This window comes from Citrobacter sp. RHB35-C17, from assembly GCF_013816795.1.
In the GTDB taxonomy this organism is placed as follows: Bacteria; Pseudomonadota; Gammaproteobacteria; order Enterobacterales; family Enterobacteriaceae; genus Citrobacter_A; species Citrobacter_A amalonaticus.
Window position 1 is genome coordinate 338,822 of record NZ_CP057150.1, and the last position, 21,622, is coordinate 360,443.

The following is a 21,622-nucleotide window of genomic DNA, read 5'->3' on the forward strand; positions in this document are numbered from 1 at the left end:
CGTTTCCAGGTGCGCCAGCGCGTCCTCAGGAGAGGTTCCGCATTTAGTCTCTCTGTGCTTTGCGCTATGGTGTATGCATCTTTTTTTCCAAAAAGGACGCCACCATGACGTTACATTGCGCATTTATCGGGTTCGGCAAGAGCGCGACTCGCTACCATCTCCCGTATGTCCTTCACCGTAAAGATACCTGGCATGTGGCCCATATCTTTCGCCGTCGTGCGAAGCCGGAAGAGCAGGCGCCGATTTACTCACACATCCACTTCACCAGCGATCTCAATGAAATTTTCGATGATCCGCAGGTCAAGCTGGTTATCATCTGTACCCACGCCGACAGCCACTTTGACTACGCGAAACGGGCGCTGGAGGCCGGGAAGAACGTGCTGGTTGAGAAACCCTTCACCCCGACAATGATTGAAGCGAAGATGCTGTTTGAACTGGCGCAGAGCAAAGGGTTGACGGTGACGCCGTATCAAAACCGTCGCTTTGACTCCTGTTTCCTGACCGCCAAAAAGGCGATTGAAAGCGGTAAGCTGGGTAAGATTGTGGAACTGGAAAGCCACTTTGATTACTACCGCCCGGTCGCGGAGACCCAACCAGGTTTACCGCAGGATGGCGCGTTTTATGGCCTGGGCGTACACACGATGGATCAGATTATCTCGCTGTTCGGTCGTCCGGACCACGTGGCGTACGATATCCGCAGCCTGCGCAATAAGGCCAATCCGGACGACACCTTTGAAGCGCAACTGTTTTACGGCGATGTAAAGGCCATCGTCAAAACCAGCCATCTGGTGAAAATCGACTATCCGAAGTTTATCGTGCATGGCACCAAGGGGTCGTTTATCAAATACGGTATTGACCAGCAGGAAACCAGCCTGAAGGCCAACATCATGCCGGGTGAGCCAGGCTTTGCGGCAGACGATTCCGTTGGCGTGCTGGAGTACGTTAACGACGAAGGGGTGACGGTGAAAGAAGAGGTCAAACCGGAAACGGGCGACTACGGGCGTGTCTATGATGCGTTGTATGACACTCTCACCACAGGCGCGCCAAATTACGTCAAGGAATCTGACGTTCTGACCAACCTTGAACTCCTCGAACGGGCGTTCGAACAGGCTTCACCGGCCACGATTACCCTTGCCCGATAAGCCAGACTGACTCCTCTGTACTTGTTCATAATTTTTGAACAGAGGAGTCAATTTTCACCCTCTATGATTGATGATGGATTCGGTCCACACTTACTCCATCGAAAACATCTGGGGGTGAACACAATGATCTACTTACGCAAAGCAAACGAACGTGGCCACGCGAATCATGGCTGGCTGGATTCCTGGCATACCTTCTCTTTTGCTGACTACTACGATCCCAACTTTATGGGCTTCTCGGCACTGCGCGTGATTAACGACGACGTGATTGACGCCGGTCAGGGTTTCGGTACCCACCCGCATAAAGACATGGAAATTCTGACCTACGTGCTGGAAGGCGCAGTAGAACACCAGGACAGCATGGGCAATAAAGAGCAGGTGCCGGCAGGTGAATTCCAGATTATGAGCGCGGGGACCGGGATCCGGCACTCTGAGTACAACCCGAGCAAAACGGATCGTCTGCGTCTGTATCAGATCTGGATCATTCCGGAAAAAACCGGCATCACGCCGCGTTACGAGCAGCGCCGCTTCGACGCCACACAGGGTAAACAACTGGTGTTGTCACCGGACGCTCGCGACGGCTCGTTGAAAGTGTACCAGGATATGGAACTGTATCGCTGGGCGCTGGTGAAAGGTGAGCAGTCAGTACACCAGATTGCTGCTGAACGTCGCGTCTGGATCCAGGTGGTAAAAGGCGAGGTGAGCATTAACGGCACGAAAGCCACCACCAGCGACGGTCTGGCGATTTGGGATGAGCAGGCGCTGTCAATTCATGCTGACAGCGATAGTGAAATCCTGCTGTTTGATCTGCCGCCTGTATAAATAATTACGCAACCTTCCCTTTAAACGGGGAAGGTTGTGCTTTGTCCGTGATAAACTGAGCAAATCTCTCACTTACGATTTCTCAGGACGATGAAGAAGAAAAGACCCGTACTTCAGGATGTAGCTGACCGTGTTGGTGTGACCAAAATGACGGTCAGCCGTTTTTTGCGTAATCCGGAGCAAGTCTCCGTTGCATTGCGGGGCAAGATCGCTGCTGCACTTGATGAACTGGGTTATATTCCCAATCGCGCACCTGATATCCTCTCCAACGCCACTAGTCGGGCCATTGGCGTACTGCTGCCGTCGTTAACCAACCAGGTTTTTGCCGAAGTTTTACGCGGTATTGAGACCGTGACGGATGCGCATGGTTATCAAACCATGCTTGCGCACTACGGTTATAAGCCGGAGATGGAACAGGAGCGTCTGGAGTCGATGCTCTCCTGGAACATCGATGGTCTGATCCTGACTGAACGTACCCACACGCCGCGCACGTTGAAAATGATCGAAGTGGCGGGGATTCCGGTGGTTGAACTGATGGACAGTCAGTCGCCCTGCCTCGATATCGCCGTCGGTTTTGACAACTTTGAAGCCGCGCGTCAAATGACCGCCGCGATTATTGCACGCGGGCATCGTCATATCGCCTATCTGGGGGCACGTCTTGACGAACGTACTATCATCAAACAGAAGGGTTACGAACAGGCGATGCTGGATGCCGGTCTGTTGCCCTACAGTGTGATGGTGGAGCAGTCTTCTTCTTACTCTTCGGGGATTGAGCTTATCCGTCAGGCGCGTCGTGAATACCCGCAACTGGACGGTATCTTCTGTACTAACGATGACCTGGCGGTGGGCGCGGCCTTTGAATGCCAGCGTTTAGGGTTGAGGATCCCGGATGACATGGCGATCGCTGGTTTTCACGGCCATGATATCGGTCAGGTGATGGAACCGCGTCTGGCCAGCGTGCTGACGCCGCGTGAGCGTATGGGCAGCATTGGCGCAGAGCGTCTACTGGCGCGTATTCGTGGGGAGAGCGTCACGCCAAAAATGTTAGATTTAGGTTTCACCTTGTCACCGGGTGGATCTATTTAACCCGACAAATTTGAAGTAGCTCACACTTATTCACTTCTCGTACGTTTGGATATTGCTTCTGTTTTAGTCAGGCTGGACAATGTTACCGATAACAGTTACCCGTAACAATTCCTGATCCTTGTACTGTGGGGGCACCACTTTGAGCACGACTAATCATGATCACCACATTTACGTTCTGATGGGCGTATCGGGCAGCGGTAAATCCGCTGTCGCCAGCGAAGTGGCGCATCAACTGCATGCCGCGTTTCTTGATGGCGATTTTCTCCATCCGCGTCGCAACATTGAGAAAATGGCCTCCGGTGAGCCGCTCAATGATGACGACCGTAAGCCGTGGTTGCAGGCGCTGAATGACGCCGCGTTTGCGATGCAGCGTACCAATAAGGTTTCGCTGATCGTCTGTTCCGCACTGAAAAAACATTACCGTGATCTGCTGCGTGACGGTAACCCGAACCTTTCTTTCATCTACCTGAAAGGCGATTTCGACGTGATCGAAAGCCGTCTGAAGGCGCGTAAAGGTCATTTCTTCAAAACCCAGATGCTGGTGACGCAGTTTGAAACCCTGCAAGAACCGGGTGCAGACGAAAGCGACGTACTGGTGGTGGATATCGATCAGCCACTGGAAGGTGTTGTTGCCAGCACCATCGAGGTCATTAATAAAAGGCAGTAAGTTTTGAGTACATTAACGCTTGTTTTAACAGCAGTAGGCTCCGTTCTGCTGCTGTTGTTTTTAGTGATGAAGGCGCGTATGCACGCCTTCGTTGCTTTGATGGTGGTGTCTATTGGTGCAGGTCTCTTTTCCGGTATGCCGCTCGATAAAATTGCGGCAACAATGGAAAAAGGGATGGGAGGTACGCTGGGCTTCCTGGCGATTGTGGTCGCTCTGGGGGCCATGTTTGGCAAGATTTTGCATGAAACGGGCGCAGTTGATCAGATTGCGGTCAAAATGCTGAAATCCTTCGGCCACAGTCGCGCGCATTATGCGATTGGGCTGGCGGGACTGATTTGCGCGCTGCCGCTGTTCTTTGAAGTGGCCATTGTTCTGCTGATAAGCGTCGCGTTCTCGATGGCGCGTCATACCGGTACAAACCTGGTGAAGCTGGTGATCCCGCTGTTTGCGGGCGTGGCGGCGGCCGCCGCATTTCTGCTGCCGGGACCTGCGCCGATGCTGCTCGCTTCTCAGATGCACGCCGACTTTGGCTGGATGATTCTGATTGGTCTGTGTGCCGCCATTCCAGGGATGATTATCGCAGGGCCGCTGTGGGGCAACTTTATCAGCCGCTACGTTGAGCTGAATATTCCAGACGATATTACCGAACCGCATCTGGGCGAGGGCAAAATGCCGTCCTTTGGCTTCAGTCTGTCGCTGATCCTGTTGCCGCTGGTGCTGGTGGGACTGAAAACCATCGCCGCACGTTTTGTGCCGGTCGGTTCTACGGCTTACCAGTGGTTTGAATTTGTCGGTCACCCGTTCACCGCGATTCTGGTGGCTTGTCTGGTGGCGATTTACGGCCTGGCGATGCGTCAGGGGATGCCGAAAGATAAGGTCATGGAGATTTGCGGTCACGCGCTGCAACCGGCGGGTATCATCCTGTTGGTGATTGGTGCTGGCGGTGTCTTCAAGCAGGTGCTGGTGGATTCTGGCGTGGGGCCGGCGCTGGGTGAAGCGCTGACCGGGATGGGCTTGCCGATTGCCATTACCTGCTTCGTGCTGGCGGCAGCGGTGCGTATCATTCAGGGCTCCGCGACCGTAGCCTGCTTAACGGCGGTGGGACTGGTGATGCCAGTAATTGAACAACTGAATTTCTCCGGGGCGCAGATGGCGGCACTGTCTATCTGTATCGCGGGGGGGTCGATCGTCGTCAGCCACGTGAACGATGCCGGTTTCTGGCTGTTCGGGAAATTCACCGGTGCGACAGAAGCACAAACGCTGAAGACCTGGACAATGATGGAAACCATCCTCGGCACCGTGGGTGCGATTGTGGGTATGGTGGCGTTTTCACTGCTCAGTTGAAAAAAGGTAGGCCGGGCAATCGCCCGGCCCTATTGTTTTATCCCTTCATCCACATCCGGATGCCGTCCAGGAACATCTGGGTCGCCATCATCACCAGAATCAATCCCATCAGGCGTTCCAGCGCATTTACCCCTTTCTCACCCAGCAGACGCAGAAACAGCGACGACTGCAGCAGAATCACAAACGTACCGCCCCAGGCCAGCAGCAAGGCAATCACCAGATGCCCCATTTGATTAGGATACTGATGCGATAACAACATCAACGTGGCCAGAATCGTTGGGCCGGCAACTAACGGGATCGCCAGCGGGACAATAAAGGGCTCTTCGCCTGCCGGAAGGCCTGCGCTGTTTCCGGTGGCACTGGGGAAGATCATCTTGATGGCAATCAGGAACAGAATAATGCCCCCGGATATTGAAACCGTTTCGGCTCGCAAATTCAGGAATGCGAGAATTTTCTCGCCCGCGAAAAGGAAAATCAGCATCAGTAACAGCGCAATGAACAGCTCGCGCACCATGATCGCCCGACGCCGCTTCGGTTCGGTATGTTTCAGTACGGACATGAAAATGGGCAAATTACCGAGCGGATCCATAATCAGGATCAATAAAACGGCTGCAGAAATGATTTCATTCATAACTCAAATTCCCTGATAATTGCCTCGGACTTTCTGCTCGCTTAAGCAGCGGGATAAGTCGCATTTCTGATGGCATCGCTATCATTGATTAAATTCACTTGCGACTTTGGCTGCTTTTTGTATGGTGAAGGATGAGCCAGTAGGACACTGGTCAGCATACACAGCACACATCTTTGCAGGAAAAAACGCTATGAAAAATGTTGGTTTTATCGGCTGGCGCGGTATGGTCGGCTCTGTTCTCATGCAACGCATGGTTGAAGAGCGCGACTTCGACGCCATTCGCCCTGTTTTCTTTTCAACTTCCCAGCTTGGGCAGGCCGCGCCGACGTTCGGCGGTACCTCGACCGGCACACTTCAGGACGCTTTCGATCTGGACGCGCTGAAAGCGCTCGATATCATTGTGACCTGTCAGGGCGGCGATTATACCAACGAAATCTATCCAAAGCTTCGTGAAAGCGGATGGCAGGGTTACTGGATTGACGCGGCCTCTGCGCTGCGCATGAAAGATGACGCTATCATTATCCTCGACCCGGTTAACCAGGATGTCATCACCCGGGGCCTGAACAACGGGATTAAAACCTTCGTCGGCGGTAACTGTACCGTTAGCCTGATGCTGATGTCGTTGGGCGGTCTGTTTGCCCATGACCTGGTGGACTGGGTGTCGGTCGCGACCTACCAGGCGGCCTCCGGCGGCGGCGCGCGTCATATGCGCGAATTGCTCAACCAGATGGGCCAGTTGCATAACTACGTCGCTGATGAACTGGCAACGCCTTCCTCCGCTATTCTCGATATCGAACGCAAAGTTACCCAACTGACTCGTAGCGGCGAACTGCCGGTAGATAACTTTGGCGTCCCGCTGGCAGGTAGCCTGATTCCGTGGATCGACAAACAGCTTGATAACGGCCAGAGTCGCGAAGAGTGGAAAGGCCAGGCGGAAACTAACAAAATCCTTGATACCTCATCCGTCATTCCGGTCGATGGCCTGTGCGTGCGCGTTGGCGCGCTGCGTTGCCACAGCCAGGCGTTCACTATCAAACTGAAAAAAGACGTTTCCATTCCGACCGTGGAAGAACTGCTGGCGGCTCACAATCCGTGGGCGAAAGTGGTGCCAAACGATCGGGATATCACCATGCGTGAGTTAACCCCAGCGGCCGTTACCGGCACGTTGACCACGCCAGTTGGCCGTCTGCGTAAGCTGAACATGGGACCGGAGTTCCTGTCAGCCTTTACGGTAGGCGACCAGTTGCTCTGGGGGGCTGCAGAGCCGTTGCGACGTATGTTGCGCCATCTGGCGTAATCGCGTTGGTTTACAAGGGGTGCTGAGTCACCCCTTTTTATGCGTAAAAAAGGAGTAAACGCAAATGTATAGTCTTTATGCAGGAGTTAATGAAAGTGTTGGCTATTCTTTAAGGGTGTCCTGATCTCAGTATCAGGGCTTTACCTGAAGGTAGGACGGGGCAGAGAGGATGCACAATTGTGCTGCACCGTTCAGGTCAAAAAAAGTGTCGCTGACTGATGTCGAAAATCAGTTGGAGGAGTGACACCAAAAAACAGGATGAAAACCATGTCCGATCGTATCGATAGAGACGTGATTAATGCGCTAATCGCAGGCCATTTTGCGGATCCTTTTTCCGTACTCGGTATGCACCAGACCTCAGCCGGACTCGAAGTCCGCGCGCTTTTACCTGACGCCACTGAAGTGTGGGTGATCGAACCTAAAACCGGGCGCAAAGTCGGCAAACTGGACTGCCTCGACTCACGCGGTTTTTTCAGCGGTGTATTACCTCGCCGTAAAAATCCTTTTCGTTACCAGCTCGCTGTTGTCTGGCACGGCCAGCAAAATCTGATTGATGATCCCTACCGTTTTGGTCCTCTTATTCAGGATATGGATGCCTGGCTGCTGTCGGAAGGCACCCATTTGCGTCCGTATGAAACGCTGGGGGCGCATGCGGACACCATGGATGGCGTCACGGGTACCCGTTTCTCCGTCTGGGCGCCGAATGCGCGCCGCGTTTCCGTAGTCGGACAATTTAACTTCTGGGATGGTCGCCGTCACCCGATGCGTCTGCGCAAAGAAAGCGGCATCTGGGAACTGTTTATCCCCGGCGCACAGCATGGTCAGCTCTACAAATATGAGATGATCGACGCCAACGGTAATCTGCGGGTGAAAGCCGACCCTTACGCCTTTGAAGCACAGATGCGTCCGGAAACGGCCTCGCTCATTTGCGGTCTGCCCGAAAAAGTGGAACAGACCGAGGCGCGCAAAAAAGCGAACCAGTTTGACGCGCCAATCTCCATCTATGAAGTCCATCTGGGTTCATGGCGTCGCCATACCGACAACAACTTCTGGCTGAGCTATCGCGAGCTGGCTGACCAGCTCATCCCGTACGTGAAATGGATGGGCTTTACCCATCTCGAACTGCTGCCGGTGAATGAGCATCCGTTTGACGGCAGTTGGGGTTATCAGCCAACGGGACTTTATGCGCCAACGCGTCGTTTTGGCACGCGCGATGATTTCCGTTATTTCGTGAACGCCGCGCATCAGGCGGGCTTGAACGTCATCCTTGACTGGGTGCCGGGCCATTTTCCGTCGGATGATTTTGCTCTCGCGGAGTTCGATGGCACCAAACTGTACGAGCATAGCGACCCGCGCGAAGGGTATCACCAGGACTGGAACACGCTGATCTACAACTACGGTCGTCGTGAAGTCAGTAACTATCTGGTAGGCAACGCCCTGTACTGGATTGAACGCTTTGGTATTGACGCCCTGCGCGTGGATGCCGTGGCGTCGATGATTTATCGCGATTACAGTCGCAAAGAGGGCGAGTGGATCCCGAATGAATTCGGCGGCCGCGAAAACCTGGAAGCGATTGAGTTTTTACGCAATACCAACCGCATTCTCGGTGAGCAGGTGCCGGGGGCGGTGAGCATGGCGGAAGAGTCGACGGATTTCGCGGGCGTCTCCCGACCGCAGGATATGGGCGGTCTGGGTTTCTGGTACAAGTGGAACCTTGGTTGGATGCACGACACCCTCGATTACATGAAGCTGGATCCGGTTTATCGTCAATATCATCACGATAAGCTGACCTTCGGCATGCTCTACAACTATACCGAAAACTTCGTTCTGCCGTTGTCGCATGACGAAGTGGTCCACGGTAAGAAATCGATTCTCGACCGCATGCCGGGCGACGCGTGGCAGAAATTTGCCAACCTGCGCGCTTACTATGGCTGGATGTGGGCCTTCCCGGGTAAAAAACTGCTGTTTATGGGCAACGAATTCGCTCAGGGGCGCGAGTGGAACCATGACGCCAGCCTTGACTGGCATTTGCTGGAAGGCGGCGACAACTGGCACCACGGTGTGCAGCGTCTGGTGCGCGACCTCAACCTGACCTATCGTCACCACAAAGCGTTACATGAGCTCGACTTTGACCCTTACGGCTTCGAATGGCTGGTTGTCGATGATAAAGAACGTTCAGTACTGATTTTTGTCCGTCGCGATAAGGTCGGGAACGAAATTATCGTCGCCAGCAACTTCACGCCGGTGCCGCGTCACGATTACCGCTTTGGCGTCAATCAGCCGGGTAAATGGCGCGAAATTCTCAATACTGACTCGATGCACTACCACGGCAGCAATGCCGGGAACGGCGGGGCGGTCCATACCGATGAGATTTCCAGCCACGGACGCCCGCAATCCCTGAGTCTGACGCTGCCGCCGCTGTCGACAATCTGGCTGGTTCGGGAGGCGGAATGACGCAACTGGTTGCCGGTAACGCCACACCGCATGGCGCAACGTATGACGGACATGGCGTGAATTTCACGCTCTTTTCCGCCCATGCCGAGCGCGTTGAGCTGTGTGTGTTTGACGCGTCGGGCAATGAGCAGCGCTACGACCTGCCAGCGCGCACCGGAGATGTCTGGCACGGCTATCTGGCCGACGCCCGTCCCGGTCTGCGTTATGGCTACCGCGTGCATGGGCCGTGGCAGCCAGCGCAGGGTCACTGGTTTAATCCGGCTAAGCTGCTGATTGATCCCTGCGCGCGTCGCGTAGAGGGCGACCTGAAAGATGACCCGCTGATGCATGCGGGTTATGACCAGCCGGATCATCGCGATAACGTCGCCATTGCGCCGAAGTGCGTGGTGACCGTCGATCGCTATGACTGGGAAGACGATGCCCCGCCGCGCACGCCGTGGGGCAATACCGTCATCTATGAGGCACATGTCAAAGGTTTAACCTACCTGCATCCGCAAATCCCGGCAGAGATTCGCGGCACGTACCACGCGCTTGGTCATCCGGTGATGATCGATTATCTGAAGCATTTGGGGATTACCGCGCTGGAATTGTTGCCCGTGGCGCATTTCGCCAGTGAACCGCGTTTACAACGGCTGGGGTTGTCGAACTATTGGGGCTACAACCCCGTCGCGCTGTTTGCACTGCATCCAGCCTATGCCTGCTCGCCAGAGACGGCACTGGATGAATTTCGCGATGCTGTTAAGGCGCTGCACAAAGCCGGCATTGAGGTCATTCTCGACATTGTACTCAACCACAGCGCTGAGCTGGATCGGGACGGGCCGCTCATCTCCCTGCGCGGAATCGACAACCGTAGCTATTATTGGATCAGAGAGGATGGTGATTATCACAACTGGACCGGTTGCGGTAACACGCTCAATCTCAGCCATCCTTGCGTGGTGGAGTATGCCCTTGAATGCCTGCGTTACTGGGTTGAAACCTGCCATGTCGATGGTTTTCGTTTTGATCTGGCATCGGTGATGGGGCGTACGCCGGCGTTTAGCCAGGATGCACCATTGTTTACCGCCATCAAACAGTGCCCGGTGCTGTCCGGCGTTAAGCTTATCGCTGAACCCTGGGATATCGGGGCCGGTGGGTATCAGGTGGGGAATTTCCCTGCGCCGTTCGCGGAGTGGAACGATCATTTTCGCGATGCGTCACGCCGCTTCTGGCTACAGCGCAATGTGTCGCTCGGCGAGTTTGCCGGGCGTTTTGCGGCCTCCAGCGACGTGTTTAAGCGCGATGGACGCAAACCTTCCGCTTCCGTCAATCTGGTCACCGCGCATGACGGTTTTACGCTCAGAGACTGCGTTTGTTTCAATCAGAAACACAATGAGGCAAACGGAGAGGAAAATCGGGACGGAACCGACAATAACCATAGCAATAATCATGGTAAAGAAGGATTAGGCGGCACTCTGGAGGTCGTCGAACGTCGCCGCGACAGCATTCATGCGTTGCTGACGACGCTTTTACTTTCTCAGGGAACGCCCATGTTGCTGGCCGGTGATGAACACGGACACAGTCAGCATGGCAACAACAACGCCTATTGCCAGGACAATGCGTTGACCTGGCTGGACTGGTCGCAGGCGAGCGGGGGATTAATCGATTTTACCGCCGCATTAATCAAACTGCGCCAGCAAATCCCGGCGCTGGTGGGAGACTACTGGTGGGAAGAGGGAGATGGCAACGTGCGCTGGCTTAATCGCTACGCGCAACCACTGAGTGCGGATGAATGGCAAAACGGGCCAATGCAGATGCAAATCCTGCTGTCGGATCGTTTTCTTATTGCCATCAATGCTGCGCTTGATACTGCTGAAATTGTTTTACCTGAAGGGGAATGGCGCGCTGTTCCCCCGTTTGCCGGAGAGGATAATCCGGTAATTACGGCTGTCTGGCCGGGACCTGCGCACGGACTGTGTGTGTTCCAGAGATGATCAAAAAGGAGTTAGTCATGGTGAGTTTAGAGAAGAATGATCGTTTAATGTTGGCGCGCCAGTTGCCGTTGAAATCGGTTGCCCTGATTCTGGCGGGCGGACGTGGCACTCGTCTGAAAGATTTAACCAACAAACGTGCAAAACCGGCCGTTCACTTTGGTGGTAAGTTTCGCATTATTGATTTTGCGTTATCCAACTGTCTTAACTCCGGGATCCGCCGTATTGGCGTCATCACGCAATATCAATCTCACACTCTGGTACAGCATATTCAGCGTGGTTGGTCGTTCTTCAGCGAGGAGATGAATGAGTTTGTCGATTTGCTGCCTGCTCAACAAAGAATGCAGGGCGAAAACTGGTATCGCGGCACGGCGGATGCGGTGACGCAGAACCTGGATATCATACGTCGCTATAAGGCGGAATATGTGGTGATCCTGGCGGGTGACCATATCTATAAGCAAGATTACTCCCGCATGCTGATCGACCACGTCGAGAAAGGCGCGCGCTGCACCGTCGCCTGTATGCCGGTGCCGATCGAAGAGGCCAGCGCGTTCGGCGTAATGGCGGTCGATGAAAACGATAAGATTATTGAGTTCGTGGAAAAACCGGCGAACCCACCCGCCATGCCAGGCGATGCCACGAAATCGCTCGCAAGCATGGGGATCTACATTTTTGATGCTGATTACCTTTATGAGTTGCTGGAAAAGGATGACAGCGACGAAGGTTCAAGCCATGACTTCGGCAAAGATATTATTCCGACAGTCACCAAAGCTGGCATGGCTTATGCACATCCTTTCCCGTTGTCCTGCGTTCAGTCGGATCCTGAGTCCGAGCCGTACTGGCGTGACGTCGGAACGCTGGAAGCCTACTGGAAAGCAAACCTCGATCTGGCATCCGTGACCCCGGAACTGGATATGTACGATCAGAACTGGCCGATTCGCACCCACATGGAATCGCTACCGCCGGCGAAATTTGTGCAGGACCGCTCGGGAAGCCACGGCATGACGCTGAACTCACTGGTTTCGGGCGGCTGTATTATTTCCGGTTCCGTCGTAGTGCAGTCCGTTCTGTTCCCGCGCGTGCGGGTGAATTCATTCTGTAATATTGATTCGGCAGTGTTGTTACCTGAAGTCTGGGTTGGCCGCTCATGTCGCTTGCGCCGCTGCATTATCGATCGCGCCTGCGTTATCCCTGAAGGCATGGTGATTGGCGAAAATGCGGAAGAAGATGCCCGTCGCTTCTACCGCTCCGAGGAAGGCATTGTGCTGGTGACGCGCGAAATGCTGCGCAAACTGCAGGTCAAACAGGAGTGAGAATGCAGGTTTTACATGTATGTTCGGAGATGTTTCCCCTGTTGAAAACAGGTGGTCTGGCAGATGTGATTGGCGCGTTGCCGGCGGCGCAAATCGCGGATGGTGTTGATGCCCGCGTTTTGCTGCCCGCGTTTCCCGACATTCGTCGGGGCATCACGGATGCGCAAGTAGTCAGCCGTCGCGACACATTCGCGGGCAGGATTAGTCTGCTGTTTGGTCATTACAACGGTGTGGGGATTTACCTGATTGATGCCCCGCATCTTTACGATCGTCCGGGGAGTCCGTATCACGATACGAACCTGTTTGCCTACACCGATAACGTACTGCGTTTTGCGCTGCTGGGATGGGTAGGATGTGAAATGGCCTGTGGGCTTGATCCATTCTGGCGCCCGGATGTGGTGCATGCGCACGACTGGCATGCTGGCCTGGCACCTGCGTATCTGGCCGCGCGCGGACGTCCGGCGAAATCGGTGTTTACCGTGCACAACCTGGCGTATCAGGGCATGTTTTATGCACAGCACATGAATGACATCCAACTGCCATGGTCGTTCTTTAACATGCATGGGCTGGAGTTTAACGGTCAGATTTCATTCCTGAAGGCCGGTCTGTACTACGCCGACCACATCACGGCGGTCAGCCCGACCTACGCGCGGGAGATCACCGAGCCGCAGTTTGCCTACGGTATGGAAGGGTTGCTGCAACAGCGCCATCGTGAAGGGCGGCTTTCTGGCGTTCTGAACGGGGTAGATGAGAAAATCTGGAGTCCAGAGACGGATCTCTTGCTGGCGTCGCGCTATACGCGGGATTCGCTGGAAGAGAAGGCGGAAAACAAACGCCAGTTGCAGATAGCAATGGGACTGAAGGTCAATGACAAGGTTCCGCTGTTTGCCGTCGTCAGTCGCCTGACCAGCCAGAAGGGGCTGGACCTGGTGCTGGAGGCGTTGCCGGGCCTGCTGGAGCAGGGCGGACAACTCGCGCTGCTGGGGGCGGGCGATCCGGTGTTGCAGGAAGGTTTCCTTGCCGCCGCTGCCGAATATCCCGGTCAGGTCGGTGTGCAGATTGGCTATCACGAAGCGTTTTCGCACCGCATCATGGGCGGCGCGGACGTCATTCTGGTACCGAGCCGCTTTGAACCGTGCGGCTTAACGCAACTCTACGGGCTGAAGTACGGTACGTTGCCGCTGGTACGGCGTACCGGTGGACTGGCAGATACGGTGTCCGACAGCTCGCTGGAAAACCTTGCCGATGGCATCGCCAGCGGGTTTGTGTTTGAGGACAGCAACGCCTGGTCCCTGCTACGGGCTATCCGGCGCGCTTTCGTGCTGTGGTCTCGACCTTCGCTCTGGCGGTTTGTGCAACGGCAAGCGATGGCGATGGATTTTAGCTGGCAAGTCGCGGCGAAGTCATACCGCGAGCTTTACTATCGCTTGAAATAGATATTCAGGAATCATCATTATGAATGCTCCATTTACCTATGCATCGCCGACGCTGAGCGTAGAAGCGCTTAAGCACTCTATCGCTTACAAGCTGATGTTCACGATTGGTAAAGACCCGGTTATTGCCAATAAGCATGAATGGCTGAACGCGACGCTGTTTGCGGTGCGCGATCGTCTTGTGGAGCGCTGGCTGCGTTCTAACCGAGCCCAACTGTCCCAGGAAACCCGCCAGGTTTATTACCTGTCGATGGAATTTCTGATTGGACGTACCCTTTCCAATGCGCTGTTATCGTTGGGGATTTATGACGATGTCCAGGGCGCTCTGGAAGCGATGGGATTAGATCTTGAAGAACTCATCGATGAAGAAAACGACCCGGGTCTCGGTAACGGCGGTCTCGGGCGGCTGGCTGCCTGTTTCCTGGATTCGCTGGCAACCTTAGGGCTGCCGGGGCGTGGCTATGGTATCCGCTACGACTACGGGATGTTCAAGCAGAACATCGTCGATGGGCGACAGAAAGAGTCTCCTGATTACTGGCTGGAATATGGTAACCCGTGGGAATTCAAACGCCATAACACGCGGTACAAAGTTCGCTTTGGCGGACGTATTCAGCAGGAAGGCAAGAAAACACGCTGGCTTGAAACCGAAGAGATCCTCGCGGTCGCCTACGACCAGATTATCCCCGGTTATGACACTGACGCCACCAACACGCTGCGTCTGTGGAATGCGCAGGCCAGTAGCGAAATTAACCTCGGTAAATTCAACCAGGGCGATTACTTCGCCGCTGTGGAAGATAAAAACCACTCCGAGAACGTGTCGCGCGTGCTGTATCCGGATGACTCCACCTATTCCGGACGCGAACTGCGTCTGCGTCAGGAGTATTTCCTGGTTTCGGCAACGGTGCAGGATATCCTGAGCCGTCACTATCAGTTGCACAAAACCTACGACAACCTCGCGGATAAGATTGCCATTCACCTGAATGACACGCACCCGGTGCTGTCGATCCCGGAGCTGATGCGTCTGCTGATTGACGAACATCAGTTCACCTGGGACGACGCGTTTGAAGTGTGCTGCCAGGTTTTTTCCTACACCAACCACACGCTGATGAGCGAAGCACTGGAAACCTGGCCGGTGGATATGCTGGGCAAAATCCTGCCGCGCCATCTGCAGATCATCTTTGAAATTAACGACTACTTCCTGAAAACGTTGCAGGAGCAGTATCCGAACGATACCGGTCTGCTGGGACGCGCGTCGATCATTGACGAGTCCAACGGTCGCCGCGTACGTATGGCGTGGCTGGCGGTGGTGGTGAGTCATAAGGTGAATGGTGTTTCCGAGTTGCACTCTAACCTGATGGTGCAGTCGCTGTTCGCGGATTTTGCGACCATTTTCCCGACCCGTTTCTGCAACGTGACGAATGGTGTGACGCCGCGCCGCTGGTTGGCGTTGGCAAACCCGTCGCTTTCCGGCGTTCTGGACGAGAACATTGGCCGTACATGGCGTACCGATCTGAGCCAACTGCATGAACTTGAACAGCACTGCGATTTCCCGCTGGTCAATCATGCGGTACGTCAGGCGAAGCTGGAAAACAAAAAGCGGCTGGCAAACTATATCGCGCAGCAACTCAACGTGGTGGTGAATCCGAAATCGCTGTTTGATGTCCAGATCAAGCGCATTCATGAGTACAAGCGTCAGTTAATGAATGTGCTGCACGTGATTACGCGCTACAACCGAATCAAGGCTAATCCTGATGCGCAGTGGGTGCCGCGGGTGAATATTTTTGCCGGTAAGGCCGCATCGGCCTATTACATGGCGAAGCACATCATTCACCTGATTAATGACGTCGCGAAAGTCATCAATAACGATCCGCAGATTGGCGATAAGCTGAAAGTGGTGTTTATCCCCAACTACAGCGTGAGCCTGGCACAGCTGATCATTCCGGCGGCAGATCTGTCTGAGCAGATTTCGCTGGCGGGGACCGAAGCCTCCGGCACCAGCAACATGAAGTTCGCACTCAACGGCGCGTTGACTATTGGTACGCTGGACGGGGCGAACGTGGAGATGCTGGAACACGTTGGCGAAGAGAACATCTTTATCTTTGGTAACACGGCAGAAGAGGTCGAAGAACTGCGCAGGCAGGGCTATAAACCGCGTGAATATTACGATAAAGATGAGGAACTGCATCAGGTGCTGACCCAAATCGGCAGCGGCATGTTCAGCCCGGAAGAGCCTGGGCGTTATCGTGATCTGGTGGATTCGCTGATCAACTTCGGCGATCACTATCAGGTACTGGCGGACTACCGCAGCTATGTCGATTGTCAGGACAAGGTGGACGACCTGTACGGACGTCCGGAAGAGTGGACCGCCAAAGCGATGCTCAATATCGCCAACATGGGCTACTTCTCCTCTGACAGGACCATCCAGGAGTATGCTGACCACATCTGGCATATTGATCCGGTACGGTTGTAAGTCGTCATGTTAAAAAAGGAGCCTTCGGGCTCCTTTTTTGTGCGCGGTGATTGCGCATTGATATGGAATAATAACCGTCTGCTGGTGTATAGTGTCCGAGGAATTAATTATAATTAATTGATAAGTATATGAAAAAAATCACAACATCGATTCCTGCCCTCGACAAAATTATGCGCGTCTTCGCTTATCTGATGGAATGCGATGGCGCGACGTTCACGCAAATTCATCAAAATTCAGGAATCGCAAAAAGCAGTACCTCCTCTTTACTGACGGGCATGGTTGCGCATGGCTTATTGCGTCAGGAAAAAGACAAATATTATCTTGGGTTACGGCTCTACGAATTAGGGAATAAAGCCGCTGAACAGTACGATATTAAAAAAATAGCGCTGCCCGTACTGGAAGAAATTCGTAATGCGACGGGTTTAACCTGTCATCTTGGCGTACTTGAAGGCGACTCTCCTATTTATCTTCTCAAGCTGGAAAGCCCACAGGCAATTGTGATCCGTAGTTGGGAGGGCAAGCGCCTTTCGCTGCACAGTTCTGGTCTGGGGAAAGTGCTGATTGCCTGGCTTAATTCGGAAGAGCTGGATGAGTTGCTGCCGCCCGATCAGGTTCTGACGCGCTATACCGAAACGACGATTACCGATGTGGATATCCTCAAGCAGGAATTAGCCGGGATCCGTCAGCGCGGTTGGGGCTATGATAACGAAGAAGATTCTTTAGGCGTCCGTTGTATCGCGGTGCCCATATTTAATGCCGAAGGGAAGGTGGTGGCGGCCTTGAGTGTGTCAGGCGTCGCGTTCCAGATCCCGGATGACAAACGAGAAACGCTTGCCATGCAGATGATGGATGCCAGTCGTCGCCTGTCGTCGATGTTGCGCTAGTCTTTTCGCTGCTAAATGAAAAGGCGGGCGCTAAGCCCGCTGATGAGAGTTACAACCCGGCGCGCTGTAGAACCTTTTTCAGGCAGGTGATATGTGCCTCACTTGCCGGTTGCACTGGCGGCATGACCTCAACCGAGATATCAATGCCACTGAGTTGAATGGCTTTTTTGATAATCCCGAAGAAAGGCGTATCCAGACTGTAAATTGTTGATAACGCAGACAGTCGACGTTGCAGGCGAAACAAGGTCTCATATTCTTTTTCGCGCCAGGCACGATAAATTCCACAGGTTAACTGCGGAGCAAAGTTAGCAGTTGCAGGGATCCCGCCATTTCCTCCCAGGATCAACGTGTCCATCATATATTCATCGTAACCAGAGAAAATAACAAAATCAGGGCGAATCGGTCGTACGGTATTGATGATTTCGCGAATATGGCTAATGTTATCCACGGTATCTTTAATGCCAATGATATTGGGAATGTCATGTGCCAACCGGGTAATTAAATCAATGCTGAGATCCTGGCCGGTAAGCGCCGGAAAGTTATAGAGAATAACCGGCGTGTTGATACTTTCGGCGACAGTTTTGAAATGGTGATAAATATACTCATCGGTCAGTCGTGCATAATAAGGATTGAGGACCAGTACGGCATCGACTTCCAGACTGTCAGCATGCCGACCGTAATCAATGACGTCTTGCGTGCTGGTACTGCTGATCCCTAACAACACCGGAATTCGATGATTGATATGTTGAACGCAAAACTCAGCGGCTTCCAGACGCTGCTCTTTTGTCATATGGCAGAACTCACCGCCGCTGCCAAGTAATAATACGCCGTTAACCTCGTTCGCAATAAGATGGTCAAGTAAGGTCGACATCCCTTTCTTATCTAATTTCCCCTGAGCATTAACAATGGTCGGAACAGGCGGAAAGACACCGTTGAATTTTTCAGTTTGCATAATGATTTTATCCTTAAAAGCAGGTGGGCTGGCGATAATGCCGCCCACCAGGGACGTTATTTAATCCAGGCTCCCGCCATTAATGAGGTTGCGTTGGTCGTAAATTGCTTAAAGACGCCGCGTCGATTTGAATAATCCGGTTTTGTCCAGTTTGTCCGACGGCGTTCAAGACAGTGCTGAATTTCTTCTTCTGTTTTGTACTCACCGTGAATACCCACAATGTTGAGCTTGCGCCCCTTGACGTCCATTTCGATGAGGTCGCCGTCTTCGACAAGCGCAATGGGACCGCCATCGGCGGCTTCCGGTGAAACATGGCCGACGCAAGGGCCGCTGGTTGCGCCGGAGAAACGACCATCGGTAATCAGGGCGACTTTGCCATCAAGACGTTTGTCGTAAACAATCGCGTCTGTGGTCATGAGCATCTCCGGTGCTCCCGAACCTTTAGCCCCTTCATAACGGATAAAAATGACATCACCCGGTTCGATGTGGTTATGAATAATGGCTTGTTGGGCATCCTCTTCCGAATTGAAAACGCGCGCAGGGCCGGTATGGTGGTGCATATCTGGCGCGCAGGCGGCATATTTAATGACTGCGCCTTCTGGTGCGATATTACCTTTTAACACGGCAATCGACCCTTTCTTGGTGGCGTTTTCCGGCTTACGAATCACCTCTTCCGGGCTGACCCGATAATTACTCAGATAACCGTGGTTGCGGGTAAAGAAACCGGACTGATGGAGCATTTCCAGGTTTTCCCCCAGCGTCCGGCCAGTCACCGTCAGGACATCCAGATCCAGATAGTCGCGAAGATACCATTGCACCATCGGCACGCCGCCCGCGAACCACATCATTTCAGTCACATACTGACCGCTGGGTTGAATGTTGGTGAGGTAAGGGATCTCATTGTTTATCTGGTCAAACAACTCAGGTTTCAGTTCCCAACCCAGTTCATGGGCTATCGCCGGGAGATGGATCATGGCGTTGGTGCTGCCACCGATGGCGGCATGGACCTTAATGGCGTTTTCAAAGGCGGCAGGCGTGAGGATTTTATGCGTCGTGATATTTTTCTCTGCCAGGTATAACGCCTGATGACCGGCGTTTCGCGCGATGCGGCGAATTTCCGCCAGTGTTGAGGGCAGCAATGCGCTTCCCGGTAAGGCAAGACCGAGCGCTTCAGACATGCACTGCATCGTGCTGGCGGTGCCCATAAATTGGCACGCGCCTGCTGTCGGGCAACCGCACTGCTGCATGGCTTCCACCTGCTGGATGGCTATCTCGCCTTTCTTGAGTTTGGCGGTAATACCACCGAGATCGGACGTGCTCATATTCGGTGCCGGACGCATTGAGCCGCCGGGGATATGCAGCATCGGTAGATTCAGGCGCGCAGCGGCGATCAGATGCGCCGGGATCGATTTATCACAACTGGAGATCAAGATACCGGCATCGTATGGCACGACGGAAGCATGAATTTCGACCATGTTCGCGATAGCCTCACGGGAGGCTAAGATATAGTTCATCCCGTCATGACCCTGACCCCAGCCATCACAAATATCGGTCACGTGGTGACGAACGGCACGACCGCCGCTTTCGTGAATGCCTAAGACGGCTTCATCGCCCAGATGATTAAGATGAAAGCTACCGGGATGACTTTCGCCATAGCAGTCATCCACCAGAACCTGCAGTTTATTGACATCTTCTTTGGTGTAATTCATCCCCAGACGCAGGGCGTCCAGTTGTGACCACAGGTCACGGGCGTGTTGGCATTTCTGACTCATTTGGCGATTCCTTCTTGTTTGAGTGACGTCTCAGGCGCCGATGCATGATGAGGGTTGCTACTGCCTGCAGGACGGGCAGTAACCGAAGGTAAACTGAACAGCAGCGCGACGGCGATGAGGAGCGCGGCAACCAGCACCGTCATCCCCGCCGTTTGTGAGAATGTGACGGTTAACAGGCCCACCAGATAAGGACCAATAAAACCGCCAATGTTGCCTAATGCGTTGATGGTGCCGCGTACGCCGCCCAGCACGTTGGGAGCGAAGAGTAATGGCGGTAATGTCCAGAACGGTCCCGCATAGGCCTGCAGGAAGAAGCCGCAGATGACCATCATGCCGTACGCCAGCCAGATGTTATCTTTCAACAGCAGGGAGAGTGCGAGACAGGCGGCAAAGCCCAGCAACGGAATTGCCGTATAGAGGCGGCGATTCATGGTTTTGTCGCACCATTTGGCAATGTAGTACTGACCGACGATGCACAAAATGTACGGTGCCGCAGTCAGTAAGCCGACGATAGTCATTCCGCTGCCGGTCAGGTGTTTAATCAGGTTTGGCATCCAGAGGGCGAAGCCGTAGAAACCAACCTGCACGAAGAAATAGATACCGATCAGTTTCCATAAGTTAATGCTGCTCAGAACATTGCGAATGCTGCTTGTCTCATCTGCGATCGTCAGTGCGCGATCGGCCTGCAGTTTCTGTTCGATCCAGGCGCGCTCTTTAGGATCCAGCCATTTGGCCTGATGAGGATGGTCAGAAACCAAAGGCAGCCAGACGAACAGCAGGCCGAGAGAAAGTAAGCCTTCGATGATGAACATTTCTCGCCAGCCATAGGTTTCGATCAGCCAGCCGGAAAGCGGCCCGGTGATGATTGAGGCCACGGCAAGGTTCATCTGGAAATAGGCAATCGCTCTTGCGCGTTCTTCATTGGGGAACCAGTGACCGATCAGCGCCAGAATAGCGGGATAGACCGCACCCTCAGCGACGCCAAGGACAAAGCGGATAATCAGCAATTGGGTTGGAGTCTGGACGAAGCCTGTCAGTAGCGCGAACCCGCCCCATGCGACGATGGTCCAGGCAATTAATTTCTTGGCACTGTATCGTTCCGCAATTTGACCGCCGGGAATTTGCAAGAAGATATAACCAATAAAGAAAATACCGGCGACCAGACCGGCAAACGAGGCGGTCATCCCCAGGTCTTCGTCCATTCCTCCCGCAATCCCAATTGCGATGTTCGTCCTGTCCATGTAAGCCACGATATAAACGAGGATGGTAGCTGGAATGATGTGCAGCCAGCGCCCTCGCGTAGTCGGTTTATCGAGTTCAATGCTCATTAGCGCATCCCTTAATAGTAGAGGTAGTTTGTTCTGTATATAGAACTATTGTTCTGTATGCAG

General features: G+C 53.8%; 16 protein-coding genes. 12 read left to right on the forward strand and 4 right to left on the reverse strand.

What is annotated here, in order from left to right:
* The first annotated feature begins 104 nt into the window (after positions 1–104).
* The 5 genes from HVZ37_RS01560 to gntU all read left to right on the forward strand — a co-directional run bounded on the left by HVZ37_RS01560 (position 105) and on the right by gntU (position 5,058).
* Complete coding sequence (locus HVZ37_RS01560) at positions 105–1,142, forward strand: oxidoreductase (protein WP_181628051.1); 1,038 nt, start codon at positions 105–107, stop codon at positions 1,140–1,142.
* A 123-nt stretch (positions 1,143–1,265) separates the two neighbouring features.
* Positions 1,266–1,961 (forward strand): pirin family protein, encoded by a 696-nt coding sequence (locus tag HVZ37_RS01565; protein ID WP_181628052.1) that lies wholly within the window; start codon positions 1,266–1,268, stop codon positions 1,959–1,961.
* A 90-nt stretch (positions 1,962–2,051) separates the two neighbouring features.
* A complete protein-coding gene (gene gntR / locus HVZ37_RS01570; protein ID WP_042998462.1) occupies positions 2,052–3,047 on the forward strand; it encodes a gluconate operon transcriptional repressor GntR in 996 nt (331 codons plus the stop codon).
* A gap of 139 nt (positions 3,048–3,186) precedes the next feature.
* Complete coding sequence (gene gntK, locus HVZ37_RS01575) at positions 3,187–3,714, forward strand: gluconokinase (protein WP_042998461.1); 528 nt, start codon at positions 3,187–3,189, stop codon at positions 3,712–3,714.
* A gap of 3 nt (positions 3,715–3,717) precedes the next feature.
* A complete protein-coding gene (gene gntU, locus HVZ37_RS01580; RefSeq protein ID WP_042998460.1) occupies positions 3,718–5,058 on the forward strand; it encodes a gluconate transporter in 1,341 nt (446 codons plus the stop codon).
* 37 nt (positions 5,059–5,095) lie between these two features.
* On the opposite strand, the gene yhgN is transcribed toward gntU, so the two are convergent.
* Positions 5,096–5,689, reverse strand: a complete 594-nt coding sequence (gene yhgN, locus HVZ37_RS01585; RefSeq protein ID WP_042998459.1) for an NAAT family transporter YhgN — start codon at positions 5,687–5,689, stop codon at positions 5,096–5,098.
* A gap of 190 nt (positions 5,690–5,879) precedes the next feature.
* On the opposite strand from yhgN, the gene asd reads away from it, so the two are divergent.
* From asd to HVZ37_RS01620, 7 genes are all read left to right on the forward strand, one after another.
* Entirely contained in the window at positions 5,880–6,986 is a 1,107-nt protein-coding gene (asd, locus tag HVZ37_RS01590; RefSeq protein WP_104010277.1) for an aspartate-semialdehyde dehydrogenase, read from the forward strand.
* Positions 6,987–7,253: 267 nt separating this feature from the next.
* Positions 7,254–9,440 (forward strand): 1,4-alpha-glucan branching enzyme, encoded by a 2,187-nt coding sequence (gene glgB, locus HVZ37_RS01595; RefSeq protein WP_042998457.1) that lies wholly within the window; start codon positions 7,254–7,256, stop codon positions 9,438–9,440.
* Positions 9,437–11,410: a glycogen debranching protein GlgX gene (glgX, locus tag HVZ37_RS01600; protein WP_090050260.1), complete on the forward strand. Its 1,974-nt coding sequence runs from the start codon at positions 9,437–9,439 to the stop codon at positions 11,408–11,410. Before glgB ends, glgX begins: the two co-directional genes overlap by 4 nt.
* A 17-nt stretch (positions 11,411–11,427) precedes the next feature.
* Positions 11,428–12,720 carry a glucose-1-phosphate adenylyltransferase gene (gene glgC, locus HVZ37_RS01605; protein ID WP_042998455.1) on the forward strand — a complete coding sequence of 431 codons (1,293 nt, stop codon included), beginning with the start codon at positions 11,428–11,430 and terminating at the stop codon, positions 12,718–12,720.
* 2 nt (positions 12,721–12,722) lie between these two features.
* A complete protein-coding gene (glgA, locus tag HVZ37_RS01610) occupies positions 12,723–14,156 on the forward strand; it encodes a glycogen synthase GlgA (protein WP_042322968.1) in 1,434 nt (477 codons plus the stop codon).
* Positions 14,157–14,175: 19 nt separating this feature from the next.
* On the forward strand, positions 14,176–16,623 hold the full coding sequence (gene glgP / locus HVZ37_RS01615) for a glycogen phosphorylase (protein ID WP_042998454.1): 2,448 nt from the start codon (positions 14,176–14,178) through the stop codon (positions 16,621–16,623).
* Positions 16,624–16,751: 128 nt separating this feature from the next.
* On the forward strand, positions 16,752–17,507 hold the full coding sequence (locus HVZ37_RS01620; protein ID WP_042998453.1) for an IclR family transcriptional regulator: 756 nt from the start codon (positions 16,752–16,754) through the stop codon (positions 17,505–17,507).
* Between the two features lie 49 nt (positions 17,508–17,556).
* Here the strand turns inward: HVZ37_RS01620 and HVZ37_RS01625 are convergent, their stop codons facing one another.
* From HVZ37_RS01625 to HVZ37_RS01635, 3 genes are read right to left on the reverse strand one after another with little or no spacing between them, the layout of a single operon-like run.
* Complete coding sequence (locus HVZ37_RS01625) at positions 17,557–18,462, reverse strand: dihydrodipicolinate synthase family protein (protein ID WP_181628454.1); 906 nt, start codon at positions 18,460–18,462, stop codon at positions 17,557–17,559.
* Positions 18,463–18,515: 53 nt separating this feature from the next.
* Positions 18,516–20,231 carry a dihydroxy-acid dehydratase gene (locus HVZ37_RS01630; RefSeq protein WP_058587462.1) on the reverse strand — a complete coding sequence of 572 codons (1,716 nt, stop codon included), beginning with the start codon at positions 20,229–20,231 and terminating at the stop codon, positions 18,516–18,518.
* Positions 20,228–21,559, reverse strand: a complete 1,332-nt coding sequence (locus HVZ37_RS01635; RefSeq protein ID WP_058587463.1) for an MFS transporter — start codon at positions 21,557–21,559, stop codon at positions 20,228–20,230. The genes HVZ37_RS01630 and HVZ37_RS01635 overlap by 4 nt, the downstream gene beginning before the upstream one ends.
* Positions 21,560–21,622: the final 63 nt, after the last annotated feature.

What these genes read in the sequence shown, in the direction of transcription:
- glgP (WP_042998454.1), top strand. Translation starts at nt 14,176, where the DNA reads ATGAATGCTCCATTTACCTATGCATCGCCGACGCTGAGCGTAGAAGCG.
- glgA (WP_042322968.1), top strand. Translation starts at nt 12,723, where the DNA reads ATGCAGGTTTTACATGTATGTTCGGAGATGTTTCCCCTGTTGAAAACA.
- HVZ37_RS01635 (WP_058587463.1), bottom strand. Translation starts at nt 21,559, where the DNA reads ATGAGCATTGAACTCGATAAACCGACTACGCGAGGGCGCTGGCTGCAC.
- gntR (WP_042998462.1), top strand. Translation starts at nt 2,052, where the DNA reads ATGAAGAAGAAAAGACCCGTACTTCAGGATGTAGCTGACCGTGTTGGT.
- HVZ37_RS01630 (WP_058587462.1), bottom strand. Translation starts at nt 20,231, where the DNA reads ATGAGTCAGAAATGCCAACACGCCCGTGACCTGTGGTCACAACTGGAC.
- yhgN (WP_042998459.1), bottom strand. Translation starts at nt 5,689, where the DNA reads ATGAATGAAATCATTTCTGCAGCCGTTTTATTGATCCTGATTATGGAT.
- HVZ37_RS01565 (WP_181628052.1), top strand. Translation starts at nt 1,266, where the DNA reads ATGATCTACTTACGCAAAGCAAACGAACGTGGCCACGCGAATCATGGC.
- glgB (WP_042998457.1), top strand. Translation starts at nt 7,254, where the DNA reads ATGTCCGATCGTATCGATAGAGACGTGATTAATGCGCTAATCGCAGGC.
- HVZ37_RS01620 (WP_042998453.1), top strand. Translation starts at nt 16,752, where the DNA reads ATGAAAAAAATCACAACATCGATTCCTGCCCTCGACAAAATTATGCGC.
- asd (WP_104010277.1), top strand. Translation starts at nt 5,880, where the DNA reads ATGAAAAATGTTGGTTTTATCGGCTGGCGCGGTATGGTCGGCTCTGTT.
- glgX (WP_090050260.1), top strand. Translation starts at nt 9,437, where the DNA reads ATGACGCAACTGGTTGCCGGTAACGCCACACCGCATGGCGCAACGTAT.
- HVZ37_RS01560 (WP_181628051.1), top strand. Translation starts at nt 105, where the DNA reads ATGACGTTACATTGCGCATTTATCGGGTTCGGCAAGAGCGCGACTCGC.
- glgC (WP_042998455.1), top strand. Translation starts at nt 11,428, where the DNA reads ATGGTGAGTTTAGAGAAGAATGATCGTTTAATGTTGGCGCGCCAGTTG.